This window comes from Aquabacterium sp. G14, assembly GCF_037482285.1.
In the GTDB taxonomy this organism is placed as follows: domain Bacteria; phylum Pseudomonadota; class Gammaproteobacteria; order Burkholderiales; family Burkholderiaceae_C; genus Aquabacterium.
The window spans coordinates 43,535-64,561 of record NZ_JBBEYB010000007.1; the positions used below are offsets into that span (position 1 = coordinate 43,535).

24 protein-coding genes and 1 pseudogene are annotated in these 21,027 nt (G+C 62.0%); 14 read left to right on the forward strand and 11 right to left on the reverse strand.

What is annotated here, in order from left to right:
• Positions 1 to 7: 7 nt before the first annotated feature.
• Both merP and merT read right to left on the reverse strand, forming a co-directional pair.
• Positions 8 to 283 (reverse strand): mercury resistance system periplasmic binding protein MerP, encoded by a 276-nt coding sequence (merP, locus tag WIT60_RS09280; RefSeq protein WP_003131987.1) that lies wholly within the window; start codon positions 281 to 283, stop codon positions 8 to 10.
• Between the two features lie 12 nt (positions 284 to 295).
• Positions 296 to 646 carry a mercuric ion transporter MerT gene (gene merT, locus WIT60_RS09285; protein ID WP_003131974.1) on the reverse strand — a complete coding sequence of 117 codons (351 nt, stop codon included), beginning with the start codon at positions 644 to 646 and terminating at the stop codon, positions 296 to 298.
• A gap of 71 nt (positions 647 to 717) precedes the next feature.
• Here merT and merR point away from each other — a divergent pair, with 71 nt between their 5' ends.
• The 6 genes and pseudogenes from merR (at position 718) to WIT60_RS09315 (ending at position 4,660) form a co-directional block, all read left to right on the forward strand.
• Positions 718 to 1,152, forward strand: coding sequence for a mercury resistance transcriptional regulator MerR (gene merR, locus WIT60_RS09290; protein ID WP_003131969.1), 435 nt, complete (start codon positions 718 to 720; stop codon positions 1,150 to 1,152).
• Between the two features lie 33 nt (positions 1,153 to 1,185).
• Positions 1,186 to 2,193: pseudogene (locus WIT60_RS09295) on the forward strand (IS1182 family transposase); the annotation flags it as partial.
• 95 nt (positions 2,194 to 2,288) lie between these two features.
• Entirely contained in the window at positions 2,289 to 2,600 is a 312-nt protein-coding gene (ftsB, locus tag WIT60_RS09300; protein ID WP_339583656.1) for a cell division protein FtsB, read from the forward strand.
• Complete coding sequence (gene pnuC / locus WIT60_RS09305; RefSeq protein WP_339583657.1) at positions 2,600 to 3,259, forward strand: nicotinamide riboside transporter PnuC; 660 nt, start codon at positions 2,600 to 2,602, stop codon at positions 3,257 to 3,259. The genes ftsB and pnuC overlap by 1 nt, the downstream gene beginning before the upstream one ends.
• Positions 3,256 to 3,897 (forward strand): AAA family ATPase, encoded by a 642-nt coding sequence (locus WIT60_RS09310; RefSeq protein WP_339583658.1) that lies wholly within the window; start codon positions 3,256 to 3,258, stop codon positions 3,895 to 3,897. Before pnuC ends, WIT60_RS09310 begins: the two co-directional genes overlap by 4 nt.
• Positions 3,884 to 4,660 (forward strand): pseudouridine synthase, encoded by a 777-nt coding sequence (locus WIT60_RS09315; RefSeq protein WP_339583659.1) that lies wholly within the window; start codon positions 3,884 to 3,886, stop codon positions 4,658 to 4,660. The genes WIT60_RS09310 and WIT60_RS09315 overlap by 14 nt, the downstream gene beginning before the upstream one ends.
• A 4-nt stretch (positions 4,661 to 4,664) precedes the next feature.
• Here the strand turns inward: WIT60_RS09315 and hslO are convergent, their stop codons facing one another.
• A complete protein-coding gene (gene hslO, locus WIT60_RS09320) occupies positions 4,665 to 5,648 on the reverse strand; it encodes an Hsp33 family molecular chaperone HslO (protein ID WP_339583660.1) in 984 nt (327 codons plus the stop codon).
• 6 nt (positions 5,649 to 5,654) lie between these two features.
• Positions 5,655 to 6,191 (reverse strand): gamma carbonic anhydrase family protein, encoded by a 537-nt coding sequence (locus tag WIT60_RS09325; protein ID WP_339583661.1) that lies wholly within the window; start codon positions 6,189 to 6,191, stop codon positions 5,655 to 5,657.
• A 193-nt stretch (positions 6,192 to 6,384) separates the two neighbouring features.
• On the opposite strand from WIT60_RS09325, the gene yaaA reads away from it, so the two are divergent.
• Complete coding sequence (gene yaaA, locus WIT60_RS09330) at positions 6,385 to 7,161, forward strand: peroxide stress protein YaaA (RefSeq protein WP_339583662.1); 777 nt, start codon at positions 6,385 to 6,387, stop codon at positions 7,159 to 7,161.
• 111 nt (positions 7,162 to 7,272) lie between these two features.
• Here the strand turns inward: yaaA and WIT60_RS09335 are convergent, their stop codons facing one another.
• Positions 7,273 to 8,676 (reverse strand): DEAD/DEAH box helicase, encoded by a 1,404-nt coding sequence (locus tag WIT60_RS09335; protein ID WP_339583663.1) that lies wholly within the window; start codon positions 8,674 to 8,676, stop codon positions 7,273 to 7,275.
• Positions 8,677 to 8,961: 285 nt separating this feature from the next.
• On the opposite strand from WIT60_RS09335, the gene dnaX reads away from it, so the two are divergent.
• The 4 genes from dnaX to WIT60_RS09355 are packed head-to-tail and all read left to right on the forward strand — an operon-like array spanning position 8,962 to position 12,480.
• Positions 8,962 to 11,058: a DNA polymerase III subunit gamma/tau gene (dnaX, locus tag WIT60_RS09340; RefSeq protein ID WP_339583664.1), complete on the forward strand. Its 2,097-nt coding sequence runs from the start codon at positions 8,962 to 8,964 to the stop codon at positions 11,056 to 11,058.
• A gap of 39 nt (positions 11,059 to 11,097) precedes the next feature.
• A complete protein-coding gene (locus tag WIT60_RS09345) occupies positions 11,098 to 11,424 on the forward strand; it encodes a YbaB/EbfC family nucleoid-associated protein (RefSeq protein ID WP_339583665.1) in 327 nt (108 codons plus the stop codon).
• A 13-nt stretch (positions 11,425 to 11,437) separates the two neighbouring features.
• The gene (recR, locus tag WIT60_RS09350) at positions 11,438 to 12,025 is read left to right on the forward strand and encodes a recombination mediator RecR (protein ID WP_339583666.1); all 588 of its coding nucleotides are present in this window, start codon (positions 11,438 to 11,440) and stop codon (positions 12,023 to 12,025) included.
• A gap of 59 nt (positions 12,026 to 12,084) precedes the next feature.
• Positions 12,085 to 12,480 (forward strand): MAPEG family protein, encoded by a 396-nt coding sequence (locus WIT60_RS09355; RefSeq protein ID WP_339583667.1) that lies wholly within the window; start codon positions 12,085 to 12,087, stop codon positions 12,478 to 12,480.
• Positions 12,481 to 12,536: 56 nt separating this feature from the next.
• Here WIT60_RS09355 and WIT60_RS09360 read toward each other — a convergent pair whose 3' ends face one another.
• Positions 12,537 to 14,159 (reverse strand): transglycosylase SLT domain-containing protein, encoded by a 1,623-nt coding sequence (locus tag WIT60_RS09360; RefSeq protein ID WP_339583668.1) that lies wholly within the window; start codon positions 14,157 to 14,159, stop codon positions 12,537 to 12,539.
• Positions 14,160 to 14,275: 116 nt separating this feature from the next.
• A complete protein-coding gene (gene gloB, locus WIT60_RS09365) occupies positions 14,276 to 15,052 on the reverse strand; it encodes a hydroxyacylglutathione hydrolase (protein ID WP_339583669.1) in 777 nt (258 codons plus the stop codon).
• Here gloB and WIT60_RS09370 point away from each other — a divergent pair.
• On the forward strand, positions 15,051 to 15,899 hold the full coding sequence (locus WIT60_RS09370) for a class I SAM-dependent methyltransferase (RefSeq protein ID WP_339583670.1): 849 nt from the start codon (positions 15,051 to 15,053) through the stop codon (positions 15,897 to 15,899). The two genes, gloB and WIT60_RS09370, sit on opposite strands and share 2 nt — an antisense overlap.
• Positions 15,900 to 15,910: 11 nt before the next feature.
• The gene (gene rnhA / locus WIT60_RS09375; RefSeq protein WP_339583779.1) at positions 15,911 to 16,345 is read left to right on the forward strand and encodes a ribonuclease HI; all 435 of its coding nucleotides are present in this window, start codon (positions 15,911 to 15,913) and stop codon (positions 16,343 to 16,345) included.
• Between the two features lie 8 nt (positions 16,346 to 16,353).
• Here rnhA and WIT60_RS09380 read toward each other — a convergent pair whose 3' ends face one another.
• From WIT60_RS09380 to WIT60_RS09390, 3 genes are read right to left on the reverse strand one after another with little or no spacing between them, the layout of a single operon-like run.
• Complete coding sequence (locus WIT60_RS09380) at positions 16,354 to 16,899, reverse strand: GNAT family N-acetyltransferase (RefSeq protein WP_339583671.1); 546 nt, start codon at positions 16,897 to 16,899, stop codon at positions 16,354 to 16,356.
• Positions 16,886 to 17,563: a molybdenum cofactor guanylyltransferase MobA gene (gene mobA, locus WIT60_RS09385; protein WP_339583672.1), complete on the reverse strand. Its 678-nt coding sequence runs from the start codon at positions 17,561 to 17,563 to the stop codon at positions 16,886 to 16,888. Before mobA ends, WIT60_RS09380 begins: the two co-directional genes overlap by 14 nt.
• 34 nt (positions 17,564 to 17,597) lie before the next feature.
• Positions 17,598 to 18,080 (reverse strand): C40 family peptidase, encoded by a 483-nt coding sequence (locus WIT60_RS09390; RefSeq protein ID WP_339583673.1) that lies wholly within the window; start codon positions 18,078 to 18,080, stop codon positions 17,598 to 17,600.
• 486 nt (positions 18,081 to 18,566) lie between these two features.
• Here WIT60_RS09390 and WIT60_RS09395 point away from each other — a divergent pair, with 486 nt between their 5' ends.
• Positions 18,567 to 18,989 (forward strand): TraR/DksA family transcriptional regulator, encoded by a 423-nt coding sequence (locus WIT60_RS09395; RefSeq protein WP_339583674.1) that lies wholly within the window; start codon positions 18,567 to 18,569, stop codon positions 18,987 to 18,989.
• 55 nt (positions 18,990 to 19,044) lie between these two features.
• On the opposite strand, the gene WIT60_RS09400 is transcribed toward WIT60_RS09395, so the two are convergent.
• The gene (locus WIT60_RS09400) at positions 19,045 to 21,027 is read right to left on the reverse strand and encodes an ABC-F family ATP-binding cassette domain-containing protein (RefSeq protein WP_339583675.1); all 1,983 of its coding nucleotides are present in this window, start codon (positions 21,025 to 21,027) and stop codon (positions 19,045 to 19,047) included.

Here is a 21,027-nt window from a genome sequence, read left to right on the forward strand (position 1 = left end):
CAGTGACTCACTGCTTGACGCTGGACGGATAGCCCGCGTCTGCGGTTGCCTTGGTCAGCTTCTGCACGCTGGTCTTGGCATCGTCGAAGGTGACGACCGCTTGGCGTGTCTCGAAAGTCACGTCAACTTTGCTGACGCCTTCGACCTTGGAAATCGCCTTCTTGACAGTGATCGGGCAGGCGGAGCAGGTCATGCCCGGTACGGACAGCGTGACGGTCTGGGTGGCGGCCCAGACGGGGGCAACAACGGCGGCGAGGGCGAGGGAGGCAAACAGTTTCTTCATGGTGAACTCCGATCAGTAGAAAAATGGCATGACGTAGGGAAATCCGAGCGCGACCAGAACCAGCGCGGCCACGATCCAGAAAATGAGCTTGTAAGTAGCTCGCACTTGGGGAATCGCGCAGACCTCACCCGGTTTGCAGGCCGCTGCCTGCCGGTAGATGCGCCGCCAGGCGAAGAACAACGCCACCAGCGCCACGCCGATAAAGATGGGGCGATAGGGTTCCAACACCGCCAAGTTGCCGATCCAAGCGCCGCTGAACCCCAAGGCGATCAGAACCAACGGCCCGAGGCAGCAAGCCGAGGCGAGGATGGCGGCAAGCCCTCCAGTGAAGAGCGCGCCGCGCCCGGTTTTTGGTTCAGACATGCGCTTGTCCTTTCGAATTGAAATTGGATAGCGTAACCTTACTTCCGTACTCATGTACGGAGTCAAGCGATATGGAAAACAATTTGGAGAACCTGACCATTGGCGTTTTCGCCAAGGCGGCCGGGGTCAATGTGGAGACCATCCGTTTCTATCAGCGCAAGGGCTTGTTGCTGGAGCCTGACAAGCCCTATGGCAGCATCCGCCGCTATGGCGAGGCGGATGTAACGCGGGTGCGCTTCGTGAAATCAGCCCAGCGGCTGGGCTTCAGCCTGGATGAGATCGCCGAGCTGCTGCGGCTGGAGGATGGCACCCATTGCGAGGAAGCCAGCAGTCTGGCCGAGCACAAGCTCAAGGACGTGCGCGAGAAAATGGCTGACCTGGCGCGCATGGAGGCCGTGCTGTCTGAGTTGGTGTGCGCCTGCCATGCGCGAAGGGGGAACGTTTCCTGCCCGCTGATCGCGTCACTACAGGGTGGAGCAAGCTTGGCAGGTTCGGCTATGCCTTAGCGTGCTTTATTTTCCGTTTTCTGAGACGACCCCAACAAGAACCGCTTCGTGGTGCACGAGGTCGAGCAAAAGCCCGTGGCTTACCTGGCAGAGCTCGATGCGGCCATTGACGTTGATCGAGCCCAGCATGGCAAGCCCCCACTCAAGCCCCGTGACGAGGTGGTGCAGACAAAAGAGATCAAGGTCAGCACGAGCGACAAGGATGCGGGTTACATGACCCGAGAGGGCAAACCGCAAGGCTTCTTCTACCTGGATCACCGTACCGTTGACAGCCGCCACGCGCTCATCACCGATACCCATGTGACACCGGGCAACGTGCACGACAGCCAACCCTATCTGGGGCGACTGGATCGTCAATGCGAGCGCTTTGGGCTCACACCCTTGGCAGTGGGGCTTGATGCAGGTTACTTCACGCCGATGATCTGCAACGGACTCGAGCAACGGGGTGTTTACGGGGTCATCGGTTACCGCCGCCCCAATCACCAAGATGGCTACCTCTACAAGCGTGAGTATCACTACGACGCCCAGCGCGATGGCTATGTCTGCCCGCAAGGGCAGTTCCTGCCGTACCGCACCACCAACCGAGTGGGTTACAGGGAGTACCGATCAGACCCCCATCAGTGTCGAGACTGTCCGTTGAGGGGGCAATGCACCAAGAGCGCCAACTTCACCAAGGTGCTGGTTCGCCACGTGTGGGATGACGCCAAAGAGCGAGTCAACGGCCATCGGCTGACACCACAAGGCAAGAAGATCTACGAGCGCAGAAAAGAGACCGTCGAGCGCAGCTTTGCAGACGCCAAGGAGTTGCATGGCCACCGATATGCCCGATTCCGCGGTCTGGAGAAAGTGCGCGCGCAATGCCTGATGGCTGCGGCCGCGCAGAACATCAAGAAGATCGCCAGGCTGCTGGCGCAGCTTCTATGGCCCCTGCAAGCGCTCAGCAAGACGATCACAGCCATCATCTTGGCGCAGATCGAGCAGGCCGCGCCCCAAACGCGCATCACAGGCTCAGCGAGCAGATTCGCGCTCGCGACTCCATAAACAACAAACCCGGCCTGAAAAGACGGGGTTTGTCAGCAGCCTGACGGGGCCTTAGGGCCCCGTTTTTCATGCTCAGCTGCATGGATAATGTGAACATGCGTGTCGCAACCCTGATCCTCTTGGCTTTGCTTGCTGTGGTGCATGCTGAACTTTGGTTCGGCAAGGGTGGGGTGCCGCGTGTCATGACCCTGCGCACAGAGCTCGAAGCACAGCAAAAGGCCAACGCTGTAGCCCAGACCCGCAATCAGCAACTTGCCGCCGAAGTGCGTGATTTGCAAGAAGGTCTGGAAATGGTGGAAGAAAAGGCCCGCACCGAGTTGGGTATGGTCAAGCCTGACGAGATCTACGTCCAGATGACCAGCCAGTTGCCGCAAGTGTCGCCAGTCCCGGCAGCCTCCAAACCCTGATGCTGACCTCCGACATTTTGAGCGGGTGGATTGCCTGGGCTCAGCCCTTGCTGCAGCCTTGGTGGACTGCCTGGGGCGTCCCGGTCAGCTATCTGGAAGCCGTCGCTTTTGTCCTGTCGCTGTGGATGGTCGCTTGCAACTTGCGCGTGAACCCACTGGGCTGGCCTTTGGCCATCGGTAGTTCCGTGTTGTACGGCATCTTGTTTGCGCATTACGGCTTGTATGGCGAGGCAGGCCTCCAAGGTGTGTTTGTGGCCATGGCTTTTTGGGGCTGGTGGCAGTGGTTGCGGGGCGTCGACGCCCAGAATCAGACGCTGAAGGTTCGATCGCTCTCCATGCGTGGACGCTGGGCAGGTTTGCTGGCACTGCTGATCTTGTGGCCATTGCTGGGCTGGCTGCTTGATCACATCACCGACTCGACGGTGCCTTACGGAGATGCCTTGCCCACGGCCGGCAGTCTGATTGGTCAGTGGTTACTCGGCCGCAAATGGGTGGAGAACTGGCCCTGCTGGCTTGCCGTCAACCTGGTCAGCATGGCACTGTTCGCGTACAAGGAGCTTTGGCTCACGGTCATCTTGTATGGCATCTTTGCCGCCTTGTCGTTACTGGGATGGCAGCAGTGGCTGAGCCTGGCGGCCCATGGCAAGGCTCGCGCATGAGCTCTCATGTGATCGCCCTGGTGGGTGCGGAAAGCACCGGCAAGACGACGGTGGCGCGAGAAGTCACGCGGGTCCTCACCGGTCGCGGCATCGATGCCGTGATGGTCCCAGAAGCCCTGCGTGACTTCTGCATTCAGCACAGGCGCACGCCGCTTCAGCACGAACAGGCAGGCATCGCTGCGGAACAGTCGAGACGCATTCACGAGGCGGCCCAACGCCACAGCGTGGTGTTGGCTGACACCACTGCGTTGATCACAGCCATTTACAGCGACTACATCTTCAACGACCGTAGCCTGTATGAGGTTGCGCTACGTGATCATGCTCTGGCTGACCTGACCTTGCTGACTTCGCTGGACCTCGGATGGACCGCCGACGGCACCATTCGTGACGGCCCACATGCGCAGGAGCCGGTTGATCAACTCATCCGACAGGCCTTGCAGCAACATCAGCTTCCTTACAACGTGGTGGCAGGGCGGGGTGTCGCGCGAGTGCAGCATGCGCTTTCAGCCATTGAGCACCTGATGGATGCACCTCAACGCCAGTTACGCGCCGCCAGCAGTCCCCGTTGGCGCTGGTATTGCGACAACTGTGACGACGGTGAGTGCGAGCAGCATGGCCTGGGCGATGGCAGACCTTGACACACCCCAAACCGTGATGAACGGGCCGCTGCACATACTATGGCGCGATGATCGCTTGGTGGCAGTGCACAAGCCAGCTGGTTGGCTGGTCCACCGTACTTGGCTGGACGCACATGAGACCCGCTTTGTCATGCAAACCTTGCGCGACCAACTGGGCCAGCATGTGTATCCCGTTCATCGTCTGGACAAAGGCACATCAGGCGTGCTGCTGATGGCCCTGGACCCCGAGGCTGCACGCGCCGTGACAGCCATGTTCGAGACACGTCTGCCGCGCAAAAGCTACGTGGCGATGGTTCGTGGTTGGCCACCGGCACATGTGAGGGTCGACCACGCCCTGAAACCAGATGACGCACCGCAGGACACCGAGCCCCAGCAAGCCGTGACGTGCTTCCAGCGTTTGGCTGTGATGCAAATCGACGTGCCAGTGGATCGCTACCCTAGCACCCGTGTCGCCTTGGTCAAGGCCCACCCGGAAACGGGCCGTCGCCATCAGATTCGGCGTCACCTCAAGCATTTGGCACATCCCATCATTGGTGATGCGACGCACGGCAAAGGAGCGCACAACCGATGGTGGGCAACGCAACTACAACAACAGCGGCTGTGGCTACACGCACAGCAGTTGAGCCTGCCTCACCCCGTCACGGGTGAATGGCTGCACCTGGTCTCTGATTGTCAGGACCCCAGGCTGAATGCCGACTGGTGCCAGTTGCTGAACGGCTGGCCTTGGCAATGGGATGAGGCCACGACCATCGGCCCTCCCTGAACGATCACTGCAGCCGCGTCGAACCCGGTGGGGTGTCAGCGGCGTCGGTGAACAACTCTCCGGCATCGATCGGGTCAAAGTGGTATTGCTCGCCACAGAAGTCACACCCAATTTCAACTTGGCCCTGTTCGGCAATGATGGACTCGACCTCTTCCTGCCCCAGGCTGCGCAGCATGCCGGCCACTCGCTCGCGAGAGCAGGTGCACGCAAACCGAGGCCCACTGGCGCCTTGCTGAGGCTCGAAACGGCGCACGTCTTCTTCCCAGAACAGCCTGCGAAGAATGGTGTCTGCATCGAGCGTGAGCAATTCTTCCTGCTTCAGCGTGGACGCCAAGTGTGCAATGCGCGTGAAGGCATCGTCCAACTCCAGGTCCTCAGCGCTGCGAGCCCCCTGCGCGAGGTTGGCCTCACCTTCCACAGGGAGCCGCTGGATGAGCAATCCGGCCGCCACCTCGTCGTTGGCCGCCAGCACCAGCTTGGAGTCCAGTTGCTCAGACTGACGCATGTAATGCTCCAGCACCTCACTGAGGTCGTGCAAAGGATGGTTGCGCTCGTCATTGAGCGGGACCACACCCTGGTACGGACTCTGTCCTGGCAGGCGATCTTTCGGGTCGAGTGTGATGGCGCAGCGCCCACGGCCGTTCACATTCACCATGACCTCAAGGGGCAGGCGTCCGGTGTCGGTTGCAGGAAGGTCACCCACCAGCTTGGCCGTGGTTCTGAAAGCCAAATCAGGCTGCACCTCGGTGACAGCTAGCTTGACCGGGCCTTCGCCGAACACCTGCAGGACGACCGCGCCGTTGAATTTGATGTTGGATTGCAGCAGGACACCCGCTGCGCTCATTTCGCCCAAGAGGCGGCGCAGCGGCGCTTCGAAAGGCCCCGCCGATTCGCGCCGACGCAGCACTTCCTGCCAACCGTCGGTCAGGCGCACCAGCATGCCGCGCACCGGCAGGCCTTCGAACAGAAACTTGTGCAATTCACTCATGAAAACTCATTCTTTCGGCGCGTCGATTCGCACCATGTCGGTTCGATATTGGGCCGATTTGGTCACATACAAGGCCGTGCCCATCTGCATGCGCGTGATGTCAGCCTCGCTCAGGGGGCGAACGGCCTTGGCGGGCGAGCCCATGATCAGCATGCCGTCTTCAAACACCTTGCCTTCGGTCACCAGCGCACCGGCCGCCACCAGGCAGTTCTTGCCAATGACGGCGCCGTTGAGCACGACAGCCTGGATGCCGATCAGCGAACCATCGCCAATGGTGCAGCCGTGCAGCATGGCCTGATGGCCGACAGTGACGTTGGCACCAATGGTGAGCGGAAAACCGAAATCGGTGTGCAGCACAGACGACTCTTGCACGTTGGAGTTCGTGCCGACCACGATGGGCTCGTTGTCACCGCGCAAGGTCACGTGCGACCACACACTGCTGCCCTCGGCCAGGAACACCTCACCGATCACGTCTGCCGATTCGGCAACATAGGCACTGGGATGAATCTGGGGTGCCTTGTCCTTGATGCGATAAATGGCCATCTTGATCACGAGCCCAAGGCCCGCCTGTCGGCAGTAGAGAAGTCCTGATTTTATGTGGGCTGACGTCTTTTGTGCGGTTCACTGCCTTTGCCAGTACGCTGCCATGCCGCAAGCAGGGCAGGCGACAATGTGACGAAGGCGTTTATGTCATAGTGACCAAGGTTGTGCCACTTTTTGACCCATTGTTGCCAAGATGCTGTTCCTGCTGTCCCCGGCCAAGAGCCTCGATTACGACACCCCGGCCACCACCGATCGCCACACGTTGCCGCAGTTCATCGACGAATCTGCGGCCTTGATCGAGGTGCTGCAACCCTACACGCCAGCCCAGATCGCTTCCTTGATGGACCTGAGTGATGCGCTGGCCACGCTGAATGTGGCCCGCTACGGTGCATGGAGCCGCACCTTCAGTGCCGACAACAGCAAGCAGGCGGTGCTGGCTTTCAACGGTGATGTGTACGAAGGTCTGGATGCGGGCAGCCTCTCACAGGCCGACCTGGATTGGGCTCAGACCCATGTAGGCATCCTCAGCGGGCTGTACGGCATCCTGCGCCCACTGGACTGGATGCAGCCTTATCGCCTGGAAATGGGAACCAAATTGCCCAACCCGCGCGGCAAGGACCTGTACGCCTGGTGGGGCGACACACTGGCGGAGCACCTGAACCAGCAACTGGCAGAGCAAGGTGACAACGTGATCGTCAACTTGGCGTCGCAGGAGTATTTCAAGTCGGTCAAGCGCAAGGCGCTCAAGGCCCGGGTCGTCGAATGCGTGTTCGAGGACTGGAAGGCGGGCAAGTGGAAGATCATCAGCTTCCATGCCAAGCGCGCCCGCGGCCTGATGGCCCGCTACGCGATCACGCACCGCGCCAAGAAGCCGGCCAACCTGCTGGGTTTCGATCTGGAAGGCTATGCCTACGATGCAGCGGTGTCCGAGCCTGATCGCTTGGTGTTCCGCCGCCGCTTGGAGGCGTAAAGCACTCCCCCTGGCAGGGTCGACGTGAGGTGCTCGGCCACCCAAAAAGCAAATCGGCCCCCGAGGGGGCCGATTTTTCATGGGCGAGGGCGCTGAACACGCCCCATCGCATCAGCGGCTGCGCGGACGCGAAGAGCCGCCAGAGCGGCCACCCGCGCCACCGCCGTTGCCGCCACCGCCGCTGCGCTGGCCCGAGCCCTGACCGCCGCCCTGACCGCTGCGGCCACCAGCCGAGCGCTGACCACTGCCGCCACCGGGGCGACCAGAGCCACCCGGGCGGCCCGAGCCACCTGAGCGACCGCCGCCCGAACGTGCGCCGGGCGCGCCACCAATGGTGCGACGGCCCAAGAGGATCGGCTCAGGCCGCTCATTGGGGTCTGGCTCGAAGCCAGGAACCACTTCGCGCGGAATGCTGCGCTTGATCAGTTTCTCGATGTCGGCCAGGAAGCTGTTTTCGTCCACGCACACCAGGGAAACGGCTTCGCCTTCGGCGCCGGCACGACCAGTGCGACCAATTCGGTGCACGTAATCTTCGGGCACATTGGGCAACTCAAAGTTCACAACGTGGGGCAACTGGTCGATGTCGATGCCGCGCGCGGCAATGTCGGTCGCCACCAGCACCTGCAATTCGCCAGTCTTGAACTCGCTCAAGGCACGGGTGCGGGCACTCTGGCTCTTGTTGCCGTGGATGGCCATGGCGGTGATGCCTTCCTTCTCCAGGAACTCCACCAGGCGGTTGGCGCCGTGCTTCATGCGCGTGAACACCAGCACCTGGTGCCAGTTGTTCTCCTTGATCAGGTGCGCCAGCAGATCCTTCTTCTTGTCGCGACCGACCGGGTGCACTTTTTGGGCGATGGTCTCGGCGGTGGTGTTGCGACGGGCCACCTCAATCACCTGCGGCGAATTCAGCAAACGCTCGGCCAGGGCCTTGATCTCATCCGAAAAGGTGGCCGAGAACAGCAGGCTCTGCTTCTTCGCTGGCAAGATGGCCAGCACCTTCTTGATGTCATGGATGAAGCCCATGTCCAGCATGCGGTCGGCTTCGTCGAGCACGAAGAACTCGATTTTGCTCAGATCGAGGTTGCCTTGCTGATGGTGATCCAGCAGGCGACCCGGCGTGGCCACCAGCACGTCGATGCCATTGCGCAGGCCTGACAGCTGCGGGCCCATGCCCACACCACCGAACATGACCATGGACTTGATCGGCAGGTACTTGCCGTAGACGCGCACACTCTCTTCGACCTGGGCGGCCAGCTCACGCGTGGGGGTGAGGATGAGCGCACGGATGGCGCGTTTGCCCTGCGTGACGGGGGGCGGTGTGGTGCTCAGCTTGTGCAGCAGGGGCAGGGTGAAGCCAGCGGTTTTGCCGGTGCCGGTCTGGGCACCAGCCAGCAAATCGCCGCCAGCGATGACGGCCGGAATGGCCTGCTTCTGAATGGGGGTAGGAGTGGTGTAGCCAGTTTCGGCAACAGCTTTCAACAGAGGCTCGATGAGCCCCAGGCTTTCAAACGACATGAGATCTTTGCCCTCGGGAGGGTGAGAAGGTGACTGCACTCGCGGGGTTCGGGCCAGAACGTTGCGAGTCAAGCAAGTGGCAATGTGGTGGGGGAGTCAAACGCCGCGGTGCGGGGACAAGACCACCGCTAGCCGGCAGAAGCAGGTTGGAGCCAGCACAACGCGTGGCGGTAAACGAACGGAACGGTTGGAGGGAGTGGCCCTGTTGCCCGTCGTATCCAGACCTGAGCTTGATGATACCCCGCATGGCCGAAGTTTGGGGCGGGGAGCGCCTAGAATCTGCGCATGAATTCAATGGTTCTCGCCCGCAAATACCGTCCCAGAGGCTTTGACAGCATGGTTGGCCAGGGGCATGTGGTCCAGGCTCTGGGCAACGCGCTCACGCAACAGCGTCTGCACCATGCCTACCTGTTCACCGGGACTCGGGGTGTGGGCAAGACCACGGTGTCACGGATCCTGGCCAAATCGCTCAACTGCGTGGGGCCTGACGGGCAGGGCACCATCACGGCCTCACCCTGCGGTCAATGCCAGCCTTGCCGCGACATCGACGCAGGGCGCTTTGTCGACTACGTCGAGCTGGACGCGGCGTCCAACCGTGGCGTGGAAGAGATCTCGCAGTTGCTGGAGCAGGCGGTTTACAAGCCGGTGGTGGGGCGCTTCAAGGTCTACATGATCGACGAAGTGCACATGCTGTCGAACACGGCCTTCAACGCCATGCTTAAGACGCTGGAAGAGCCGCCGGAGTACCTGAAGTTTGTCTTGGCCACCACCGACCCCCAGAAGGTGCCGGTGACGGTGTTGTCTCGTTGCTTGCAATTCAACCTGCGGCCCATGGCCGTTCAGACGGTGCAAGAACACCTGGCCCACGTGCTGCAAATTGAGCAGATCGAGTTCGATCCAGGCTCTCTGCGTCTGTTGGCACGCGCGGCACGCGGCTCGATGCGTGACGCCATGTCACTTGCCGATCAGGCGATCGCCTTTGGCAGTGGCAGGTTGGAAGAGGGCGCTGTGCGTCAGATGTTGGGCGCCGTCGATCGACAGCATGTGCAACGCATCATCCAGGCTGTCGCCGCCGGTGACGGAGCAGGCTTGGTTGCCGCAGTCGACACCTTGCGTGAGCTCGGCCTGTCTGCATCCGGCACGCTGGAGGAATTGGCCACGGCCTTGCAGCGCATGGCCGTCTGCCACGCTGTGCCACAAGCCATCACCTCCGACGACCCGGACGAAGCCACCTGGCAAAGTCTGGCGCCCCTGCTCGCGCCTGATGAAACCCAGCTGTTTTACAGCTTGTGTCTGCAAGGTCGCGCCGAATTGGCGTTGGCCCCGGACGAGTACAACGGCTTACTGATGCTGTTGTTGCGCTTGCTGGCCTTCAAGCCCGGACACAGCTACGGCGCGACGGGGAGTGCCCCGCCCCCAAAAGCTGAAGGCTCGGTCGCGCAGCCCGCGCAGACCGGGCCCTCCACGGACTCCAATTCGCAGCCAGTCCCTCAGGTTGAGACGCAGGCCGCCCCTGTGAAGGTCGCTCCAGCTGCACCCGCTGCTGCCTTGACAGCGCGCCCGGCCGTGCCTTCACCCGCGGTGCAACCCTCCGTGCGTGAACAAGCCAGCGTCAGCGCTCCAGCGCGTGCGCCAGAGGCCGCCATTCCGCCTTCGCAGCGAGCTCAGGTGCCGTCGCCCGTCCCATCCACGCGGCCCGTGCCGACTGAGCGCATCTCCAGCGCACCGAGCGCGAGCCAAGGCACAGCACCTTGGGACGATTTGCCTCCGGAGGCGGATCCCTCGCTGGCTGAGCACGATGCAGCCTCTTGGGCCGAAGCCGAGGACGACCTGTCACCGCCGGCTGACTTCGACCGACCGGAGCCTCCCGCTGCCTTTGAAGAGACACCGTCGCCTGCGCACACGTCACAGCCCGTCGTCGCACGCACAGTCCCATCACTGACCTTGCCGCCTCCTGGCAGTGATCCGCTGTCGGACCGCTGGGCCGAGATCGTCGGCCAGTTGCAATCTCGTGGCTTGGTCGCGGCCTTGGTGCGCGAGCTGGCCATCCAGGCGCAATGCATCGCACAGGAAGAAGGTGCAGCGCACAGTCTGTGGCGCCTGCAGGTCGAACGCGAAAGCCTGCGCACAGACAACCTGCGCGATCGCCTTGCCCAAGCGCTGTCCGAGTTATTGGGACGCGAGGTCCGTCTGGAGTTGGAGCGCGGCGCCGCCTTCAACACACCCGCCCAGCGCGACCTGGTCGCCCGAGAACTGCGCCAACAACATGCCGAACAGTTGATCAGCAGTGATCCACTGGTTCAACAGCTCATGAAACAGTATCCCGGCGCACGCATCGTGCCGGGCTCCATTCACCCCTTGGCGGATCAAGCCGGCAACTGATCCGGTGACAATCACGCTTTGCACAAGAAAGGATGAGCCATGCTCAAAGGACAACTCGCAGGCTTGATGAAACAAGCCCAGCAAATGCAGGACAACCTCAAGAAGGCACAGGACGAACTGGCCAACATCGAGGTGGAAGGTCAGTCGGGCGCGGGCTTGGTGAAGGTCGTCATGACCTGCAAGAACGACGTCAAGCGCGTGACCATCGATCCCAGCCTGCTGGCCGATGACAAAGACATGCTGGAAGACCTCGTGGCCGCTGCATTCAACGACGCCGTGCGCCGTGCCGAAGCCACCAGCGCCGAGAAAATGGGCAAGCTGACGGCAGGCATGCCCATGCCACCCGGCATGAAGTTCCCCTTCTGATCGGTAGCGCGTCATGGCGGACCCCGCGCTCGACGCGCTGATCGATGCGCTGCGCTGCTTGCCCGGCGTAGGCCAGAAGTCGGCACAGCGCATGGCCTTTCATCTGCTCCAGCACGATCGTGCGGGCGCGGCAAAGTTGGCTCGCGCAATCGACACCGCGGTGTCCGAAATCGGGCATTGCCGTCGATGCCACACTTTCAGTCGCGCAGAGGTGTGCGATGTGTGCCTGGACGACACCCGAGACCCGCACCTGCTCTGCGTGGTGGAAACACCCGCAGATCAAGCCGCGCTTGAGCGCACTGGCAGTTACAAAGGCCAGTACTTCGTGTTGCTAGGACGCTTGAGCCCACTTGATGGCCTGGGTGCCCGTGACATTGGTTTGCCAGCACTGCTCGAACGTGCCAGCGATGGCAAAGTCAGCGAAGTGATTTTGGCGACCAATTTCAATGCCGAGGGTGAAGCCACCGCGCATGTGTTGGCCGAGCAACTCAAGGCGCGAGGCATGAAAGTCACCCGACTGGCACGAGGTGTGCCGGTTGGCAGTGAACTGGAATACGTCGACCTGGGCACCATTGCCCATGCCTTCATGGATCGACGCTGATTTTCTTCAACACGTTTGACAACCCTGACAGGGCCGCAAGCCGGGCCATGGAGACAAGCATGAGTATTGCAAACTGGTGTGTGCTGGCTGCCTGCCTGCTGCCGGTGGTCACGGTGGGGGCGGCCAAGGCCAGTGTGGGCATGAAGTCACCTCGCAAAGGTGGCTACGACAACCACAACCCACGGCTATGGGCTGCAGGGCTCACGGGGTGGCAGCAACGTGCCAATGCGGCACAAGCCAATGGCTTTGAGGCCCTGCCGTTGTTCATTGCCGCGGTGCTGATGGCGCAACAAGCTCAGGCTGACCAGGCGGTGATTGACCAGTGGGCCATGGCTTTCATTGGCATTCGGGTGGCCTACATCGCGAGCTACCTGATGGACAAAGCCGTGCTTCGCAGCCTGATCTGGATGGCGGGTGTGGCCGTATGCGTGTACATCATGTCTTTGGCAGCTTGAACCATTGAGGTAGCGCAGGCGACTCCCGATACTTCGGCAAGTGGCCTGCGCCAGCCTCAACGCGCGCTTGCCACGCGAACCTTGGCGCTGCGCTGACCCGCACGAGCTTTGCTGCTGGCTTTGACGGCGGACGCCACGGTTTTGCCTGCTCGGCCTTTACGCTTGTCACTCGCTTTGGCTTCGCGCACCACACGCCCCTTCTTCGCAGACGCCAAGGTGCGAGCGGCCTGAGCTTTGCCCTTGTTGGGCACGTAAACCACGATCTGCTCACCACGCTTGAAGCGCGCGGAGGCACCCACCTTGTTCCAGGATGCCACCTGCTCGACGCTGAGCCCGTAGCGTTTGGCCACTGTGCGAACGGTGTCACGTTTGCCAGCCTTCAATGTCATGCGACGCAACGGCGGCACGTCGGGCGCCAACGCCATCATGGCGTTGTCCGCCAAGGCCTCGGAGACATCACGCTCGCGATGCTCGGAGCGATGCACGAGCAAGGTCGATCCGGCCTTGACCAGCATCTTGGGTGGAATGCGATTGACCTCGCGCAAGGCGGACTCGGACATGCCAAGTTCCTTGGCCACATCCGCAGGACGCATGGTCTTGGGCACCAGCCAAGCCGTCCAAGTCGCCAATGGCCCCTTGTGTTTGCTCAGGTTGTGCACGAACAGATGCGCGTTGTCATAGGGCAGCAGCACCTGCGGGGTGCCCGCAGCGAGGATCACTGGCTTGTTCTGCGACGGATTCAGCGCCTTGAACTCATCAAGGGGCAGCGCAGCCAGCCGTGCTGCCAGGGCGACATCCATGTCCCGCTGAATGGGCACACTCACAAAGTAGGGGTGATTCTCGATGGGGGTCAGAGCGAGGTTGTAGGCCTCTGGTTGTGCAACGATGTTGCGTACTGCGTGCAGTTTGGGCACGTAGTGACGCGTCTCAGCAGGCATGTTGATGCTGAGGTAATCGGTCGGTAGCCCCTGGCTCTGGTTGCGCTTGATGGCCCGCTGCACATTGCCTTCCCCCCAGTTGTAGGCAGCCAGCGCGAGATGCCAGTCGCCGAACATGCGATGCAGACGTTGCAGGTAGTCGAGCGCCGCGCGGGTGGAGGCCAGCACATCGCGCCGCTCGTCGCGGAAAATATTCTGCGTGAGATCGAAGTCCTTGCCGGTTGCTGGCATGAACTGCCAAATCCCCGAGGCACGTGCCGATGACGTGGCCTGAGGGTTGAAGGCACTCTCGATGAAGGGAAGCAAGGCCAGTTCAGCGGGCATGCCACGGCGTTCAATCTCCTCTACGACATGGTAGAGGTAGCGATTGGCGCGCGCTGTCATGCGCTGCACGTATTCGGGGCGACTGGCGTAGTAGCGTTCGTGCTGCCCTACCAGCTCATGCTCGAGCGGAGGCAATTGGAAACCCTGGCGGACGCGCGCCCAGAGGTCCTTGGCGGCGTCGCTGTCGTCCAGATTGAGCGTGGCTTCTGGTCGCAGAGGGTCGGTCGGCGCGCCCGCAGCCATTCTGGCTTCACGGTTATGCGCTGCCGCACGCTCTTCATCTTCCTGCGTCAGGATGGCTGCGGGCCCCAGGTCAACTTGCAGGCCGGAATTGGGGTCTTCACGTGTGGTACGACGCGCGATGGACTTGGTGACAGCAGAAGGTCGACCACTTTGCGCTTTCAACAGCGTGTCCATGTCGGTACCTGCTGTCACGGGGGGCGATACTGTGCCGCACGCAGACAGCAAAAGCGTGAACAGCGCTGCAGCACCGAGGAGCAGTGGGCGGGGAAGGCTGGGGCGAGAGAAGGTGGTCAAAAGATGTTCTTCCATAGGCGTAGCGCCGCGAACACCGAGTCAGGCAAGGTATCCGGGGCATGGTGCTCAAGGGCTGCCGACTGCACAGCAACTTCGGTACAGCGCAAAAAGGGATTGATGGCCAGTTCGGTGGCCAGTGTGGTGGGCAAAGTCGGCAAACCTGCGGCACGTTTGGCCTCACAAAGCGCGAGATAGCGCCGCAGCTCCGCGTTATCAGGTTCAACCACTTGCGCGAAGCGCAAATTGCTCAAGGTGTACTCGTGAGCCGCACACAAGCGGGTGCTCGGGGGCCACTGGACAATGCGGCTCAAGCTGAGGCGCATTTGCGGCATGGTGCCCTCAAAGACACGACCACATCCACCGCTGAAGAGGGTGTCCCCGACAAAAGCCAATGGCGTGGGGTCCGGCTCACCGAGGCCAGTTGCGGCAAAGTAAGCCACATGCCCACGCGTGTGACCAGCGACATCCACCACGTTGAAATGCAGTCCTTGCCACGTCACGGTGTCACCGTCATCGAGCGCATGTGTCACGCCTTCAATGGCCTCCGCACGCGGACCATAGACCGGAATATGCCCGGTTTGCAAGGCGCGAATCCCACCGATGTGATCGCCATGATGATGGGTCACTAGAATGGCGGTCAGCTTGAGCCCGTTTTGCCTGAGTGCGTCGTTCACCGGCGCAGCATCTCCCGGATCGACCACCAGCGCCTCAGCGCCGTTGTGGATCATCCAGATGTAGTTGTCAGCGAAGGCGGGTAGGGCGAGCAGATTCATGAGCAAAGTCGATCCCATTATAGAGTTGCATCCCTGGCTGGCGTTACCGTCTGGCCAGGCTTTGCTCGAGTGGGAGCAGGCGCAAATGGACCGCTTGGTCGCCGATGTGTTCGGTTTTCACGCCCTGCAACTGGGCCTGCCTGAGTTGGATGGCTTGCGTTGTAATCGCATGCCTCACAAATGGCTTGCGCTGGACAACAGCTATGCCCGCTGGCAGCCACCCGCTGACCGTGCGCCCCTGATCCATGATCCGCTCGTGTTGCCGGAAGGGTTGATGCATGGCGCGCCTCTGGGCGTGCGCTGCGAGTTCGAGGCACTGCCGCTGGCCAGCTGCAGCCTGGACCTGGTGGTCTTGCCCCATGCGCTGGAGTTGGCGCGCGACCCACACGCCACGCTGCGGGAAGTGGAGCGCGTGCTGGTACCCGAGGGGCGTGTGGTGATCGCTGGCTTCAATCCGGCGAGCCTGTGGGGTGCGTCGCAAAGGCTGGGGCTGTGGGGCATTGACTCTGCCCTGGTGCTCCCGCAAGGCGAGTTCATCGCGTACTGGCGTCTACGAGATTGGCTGCGACTGCTAGGGCTCGAGGTTGAAGCAGGTGGCTTTGGGTGCTATCGCCCCATGACCCGCCATGCGAAAACCTGGGAGCGTCTGCGCTGGATGGAGCACGCGGGAGATCGCTGGTGGCCCGTCTTGGGCGCCGTCTACTTCGTGGTGGCCGTCAAGCGTGCGCGTGGCATGAGACTGGTCGGCAAGCTGAAGAGAAATCGGGTGGCTGCTGCGGCAGCCCCGGCCGTTGTGGCACAACGTCACCAACGTGACGTCCACGTTCAACAGGATGTGAATGGATGAGTGATTCGACAATGCCCACCGTGGTGATGTACACCGATGGTGCGTGCAAGGGCAACCCTGGTCGGGGTGGATGGGGGGTCTGGATGGTCAGCGGCCCCCATGAGCGCGAGATGTGGGGGGGCGAGGCCCAGACCACGAACAACCGCATGGAGTTGACGGCGGTGATCGAAGCCCTGAAGGTGCTCAAGCGGCGCTGCAAGGTGGTCATCTACACCGACAGCGAGTACGTCCGCAAGGGCATCACCGAATGGATCGGCGGATGGAAGCGGCGCGGCTGGAAAACCGCCGACAACAAGCCCGTGAAGAACGATGACCTGTGGCGCAGGCTGGAGGAGTTGGCTGCCCAACACGACGTGGACTGGCGTTGGGTCCGAGGTCACGCAGGCGACCCAGGGAACGAGCGGGCTGACGGCCTGGCCAATCGAGGCGCATCAGAAGCCCGTTGAGCGGTCACTCAGAGGATGAGGACCATCGTCAGCTTGTCAAAGTAGCGAACCTGACCGGGGCCATCCACCAACTTGATCGCGTGGGGCAGGACGCCGCAGCCCTGGAAACCAGCGCGCTCGTACAGTCGGATGGCAGACTCACTGGAGGCACTGACACGCAGTACGATCTGCTCAAGTCCGATCGCTTGGCGTGCGTGCGCGATGGCGGCCTCCATGAGGCGCACGCCGATGCCTTTACCCGTATGGCGTGGGTGAACCATCATGCTGTTGAGTTCGGCGCTGTGGCGCAGTTTCTGCTGAGACTGCCGCTCCAGGCCGATCATGCCGACCAATTCCGCCCCCACCCATGCCCCCATGAGAAAGCTGCCTCCCAAGGGCTCTCCTAGGCCCAAGCGGCCCAGGTAGCTTTCCGGCGGGCGCGCGCGCTCGCTGTCGAGATCGGCGTCGAAAGCCTCCGGATACAAGCGCAGGGCTTCATCACGCAGGTTTTTGTAGGCACTCAAGTCAGCCGCCGCGATCCGCGCGATGCGCACGGATGTGTCAGTCTCGACCATTCAGTGTCTCCGGGCTGTTGATGTTGTCAAAGGCAGTCGCATCTTCGAAGGATACGCTTGTCCAGCGCAGAGACTGGATACAAACCCTTAGTTTACGTTCTTCTTTCGCAAACATGGCTTCGAGTTGCGGGGAAACGTCCTTGTGCAACAGCACGCAGGCCCAATGAGCTCGGTGTTCGCCGTCGCATCCCACGGTGGTGGGGACGACCGCATTCGCGCCGCTGCGCGCCGCTTCGCTGCGCAGGCGAGAGACCAGATCGGCGGGCAGATGAGGTGTGTCGCAGGGCACCACCATGAGCCAGGGTGTATCGGTTTGCCGCAATGCCGTGAGGATGCCGGCCACGGGGCCGCTGGCTACCGGCAGATCAGCGGCATCGGGCCGCACTGCGTCCATGTTCACAGGGGTGGTGGCACCGGCTTGATGCAGCAGGCGTGCATAGTCGGGCCAATTCCGATTGGCGATTGCAAACTGGCGACTGGTCTGCGGTACCAACTGGCTCAGCACCCAGGCGGCGAGGGGGATTCCGCGATAGTGGACCAAGCCTTTGTCACGGCCGCCCATGCGCCGCCCCTCACCGCCGGCGAGCAGGCAACCGGTGACGTCGGCAAAGGGAGGGGAGGGCTGAGGTAAGGCGGTTTCAGGAGGCGCGTGCATGTGCAGCATTGTGCCGCGCCACGCACGGAGCAGCTGGTACGGCTCAGCGCTCGCCGCTGCCCGTCGTGGCCTTGCTGGCGTTCACGGAGGGCGCGCGCCGAGCACCGTCGAAACGCTTCTGCCAGTAGCTCACGCGCATGTCTTCGACACGGACGGACGAACCGGTGCGTGGCGAATGGATGAACTTGTTGTCCCCGATGTAGATGCCCACATGAGAAAAAGTACTGCGCAGGGTGTTGAAGAACACCAGATCGCCCGGCTTGAGTTCGCTTTGCTGAACGGGAACCAGGTCAGGTGAATTGGCCTGCTCGACAGAGCGGCGCGGCAAGATGAGCCCGACACTGTTCTCGAAAACATGGCGGGTGAAGCCGCTGCAATCGAAACCAGTTTCGCGGCTGGTGCCCCCCATCTTGTAAGGCACCCCAAGGAAATTCATGGCCGACATCACGAGTTCGGATGCGAGGTCGGAGGCCTTGGACCGCACCTGCTGCGCCATTTCCACCACGGGCTTGGCAGAAGGGATCAATCCCCGTTCAGAAAGGAAGCGACTGACAGCGTCTTCACTTTCTGCAGGCGTGACGGCGGGGGAAGCAGGCGGAACAGGCTGAACCACGTTCTGTGCGTGAACAGACGACCACAAGCCAACGCTCAAGGCGCTGGCAAGCAGCAAACTGCGCAGGGTGCTCAATGTGGCGTGCGCTTGATTCCGGCAAGCATGATCGCTCAACTGCATTGGATGCGACCTGGGTGTCGGTCGTTGCAAAACATGGGGACGAATGTAATACGGCTTGACGAACGCGTCAACCGGTGCAGGTAAGGGCAAACCTGCACGCAGGACCATTATGGCGTCTCCAGATGTGACTTTATGGGCATCTGTGGGGCGCTTGTGTCATGCGAAACAGGCACGGCCAAACGACGGGATTGCCAGTCTTGATATGGCGCAATTCTATGCGGCGGCTCATTGGCGTATGCTGAAAACGGCCACCCCACACTGACACATCAGGAGACCTTCATGTCCACAACGAACACCCAAAACACCTTGACCATCGCGCCAGAATCCGGACTGAATGAAGGCCTTGTTCGCGAACTGCAGGCTCGATTGTTGGGCGAAGTGAAGAAGCTGGCAGGTGAGGATCAGGCGCTCCGTCAAAAGCTCGCCAGCGCAGAGGTTGCCACCGAGCATGCCGTGCTGGACGGCGCGGAAGAAGCGTTGAGCGTGGAAAGCAATCTCGAAGTCATCAACCAACTTCAACACGAGCGACAGGAGTTGGGCGCCGTGCAGGCTGCGCTAGACCGCATTGCAGCCGGGGAGTATGGCTTGTGCACGGATTGTGGCGCTCCCATCGGATCGGCCCGTCTGGAGGTTGTTCCGGAGGCAGCTCACTGCATCGGGTGTCAGGAAGCGGCGGAACGTCGCGCTGCACATCCACACTGATGCTGTGACTGGTGCGGTGCGCCACAGAACGCATCCCACCGGGTCAGCAGAGGCGTCAAGCCCCGAGTTGTTCAAGCTGATCGGTCAGTTCAAGCCACCTTGCTTCCAAAGCGTCGATCTCATCGCCGAGGGCTTTGAGTCGCTTGCCTTGTTCCGCACGATCAGCGGCAGACAAATCGGCTTGCGCCAGCGACTCGCCAAGCTGGGCTTGTTCGCCGTGCACCTGTGCCAGACGCTCGTCCACCTTCTTGAGTTCGGCTTTCAGCGGCTTGGTTTGCTCCGCCAGTCTCTGGCGTGCCGCAGCCAGTGCCTTGCGGTCTTCGCGCTGATTGGCCGCGGGAGGGGTAGGCTCTGTCGACAATGAGGCTGCGGGCCGATTGACCGCATTTTGTGTGTCACGGGCCGCCTTGGCCGCCTGCGCCACTTCACGCGCCTGGTCTTGCAGCCAGCGTTGGTAGTCATCCAAGTCGCCGTCGAAGGTACTGAGCTCGCCCTTGGCGACCAGCCAGAATTCGTCGCACACCTCGCGCAGCAGGGCGCGGTCGTGGCTGACCAGCATCACCGTGCCTTCGAACTCATTGAGCGCCATCGAGAGCGCCTCGCGGGTGGTCAGGTCGAGGTGGTTGGTCGGTTCGTCGAGCAGCAGCAGGTTGGGGCGCTGCCACACGACCAGGGCCAGCACCAGGCGGGCTTTTTCCCCGCCGCTGAACTGGCCGACGGCCTGGTTGACCATGTCGCCGGTGAACTGGAAGCGGCCGAGGAAGTCGCGCAGCTCCTGCTCGCGGGCTTGCGGGCCGACATCCCGCGCCAGGCGGATCATGTGCTGCAGCGGACCTTCGTCGGGGCGCAGCACGTCCAGCTCTTGCTGGGCGAAGTAGCCGATGCTCAGGCCCTTGCCTTCGGTGATCTCGCCGCTGATCGGGCGGTTCATGTGGGCCAGGGTCTTGACGACCGTGGACTTGCCTTGCCCGTTGGCGCCCAGGATGCCAATGCGCTGCCCCGGCAAGACCGAGCGGTTGATGCCCGAGACGATGGTCAGGGTCTCATCGTTGGCCAGGTGGTAGCCGCAGGCGAGGTCCTTCAAGGCCATCATCGGGTTGGGCAGGCAATCCGGCTCGGGGAAGGAAAACTGGAAGTCACTGGCCGTGAGCACCGGGGCGATCTTTTCCATGCGCTCCAGGGCCTTGACGCGACTTTGCGCCTGCTTGGCCTTGCTGGCCTTGGCCTTGAAGCGCGCGATGAACTTGGAGAGGTGCGCGATCTTGTCTTGCTGCTTGGCGAAGGCGGCCTGTTGCTGGCTCAGACGCTCGGCGCGCATGGCCTCGAAAGCGGAATAGCCACCGGTGTAGCGGGTGAGTTTGCCGTCTTCGAGATGCAGGGTGACCTTGGTGATCGCATCCAGAAACTCGCGGTCGTGGCTGATGACAACCAGGGTGCCTTCGTAGCGCTGCAGCCAGCTTTCCAGCCAGACCAGGGCATCAAGGTCCAAGTGGTTGGTCGGTTCGTCGAGCAGCAGCAGCTTGGCCGGGCACATCAGTGCACGCGCCAGTTGCAGACGCATCCGCCAACCGCCGGAGAAGCTGTTGACCGGCGCCTGCGTCTGCTCCAGCTTGAAACCAAGGCCCAGCAGCAGCGCTTGCGCACGGGCCTGCGCATCAAACTGACCGGCTTCGGCCAGGGCCATGTGAGCTTCGGCCATCGCCTGGCCATCGTCGGCAGCTTCGGCGTCGATCAGGTCCTGGCGGGCCTTCATCAGGCGGCCGTCGCCTTGCAGCACGAACTCGGTGGCCGGCTCGTCGGTTTCCGGCATGTTCTGCGCGACCTCGGCCATGCCGCCGGGCTGCAGCCAGGAGGGCGGGATCTCGACATCTCCGGCGTCGGGGGCCAGGCGGCCTGCCAGCAGCGAAAACAAAGACGACTTGCCGGCACCGTTGCGGCCGATCAGGCCGACTTTTTCACCGGGATGGAGGGTGGCACTGGCCTGCTCCAGCACAGGCTTGACGCCTCGCAACAAGGAGACGTTTTTGAGAACAATCAT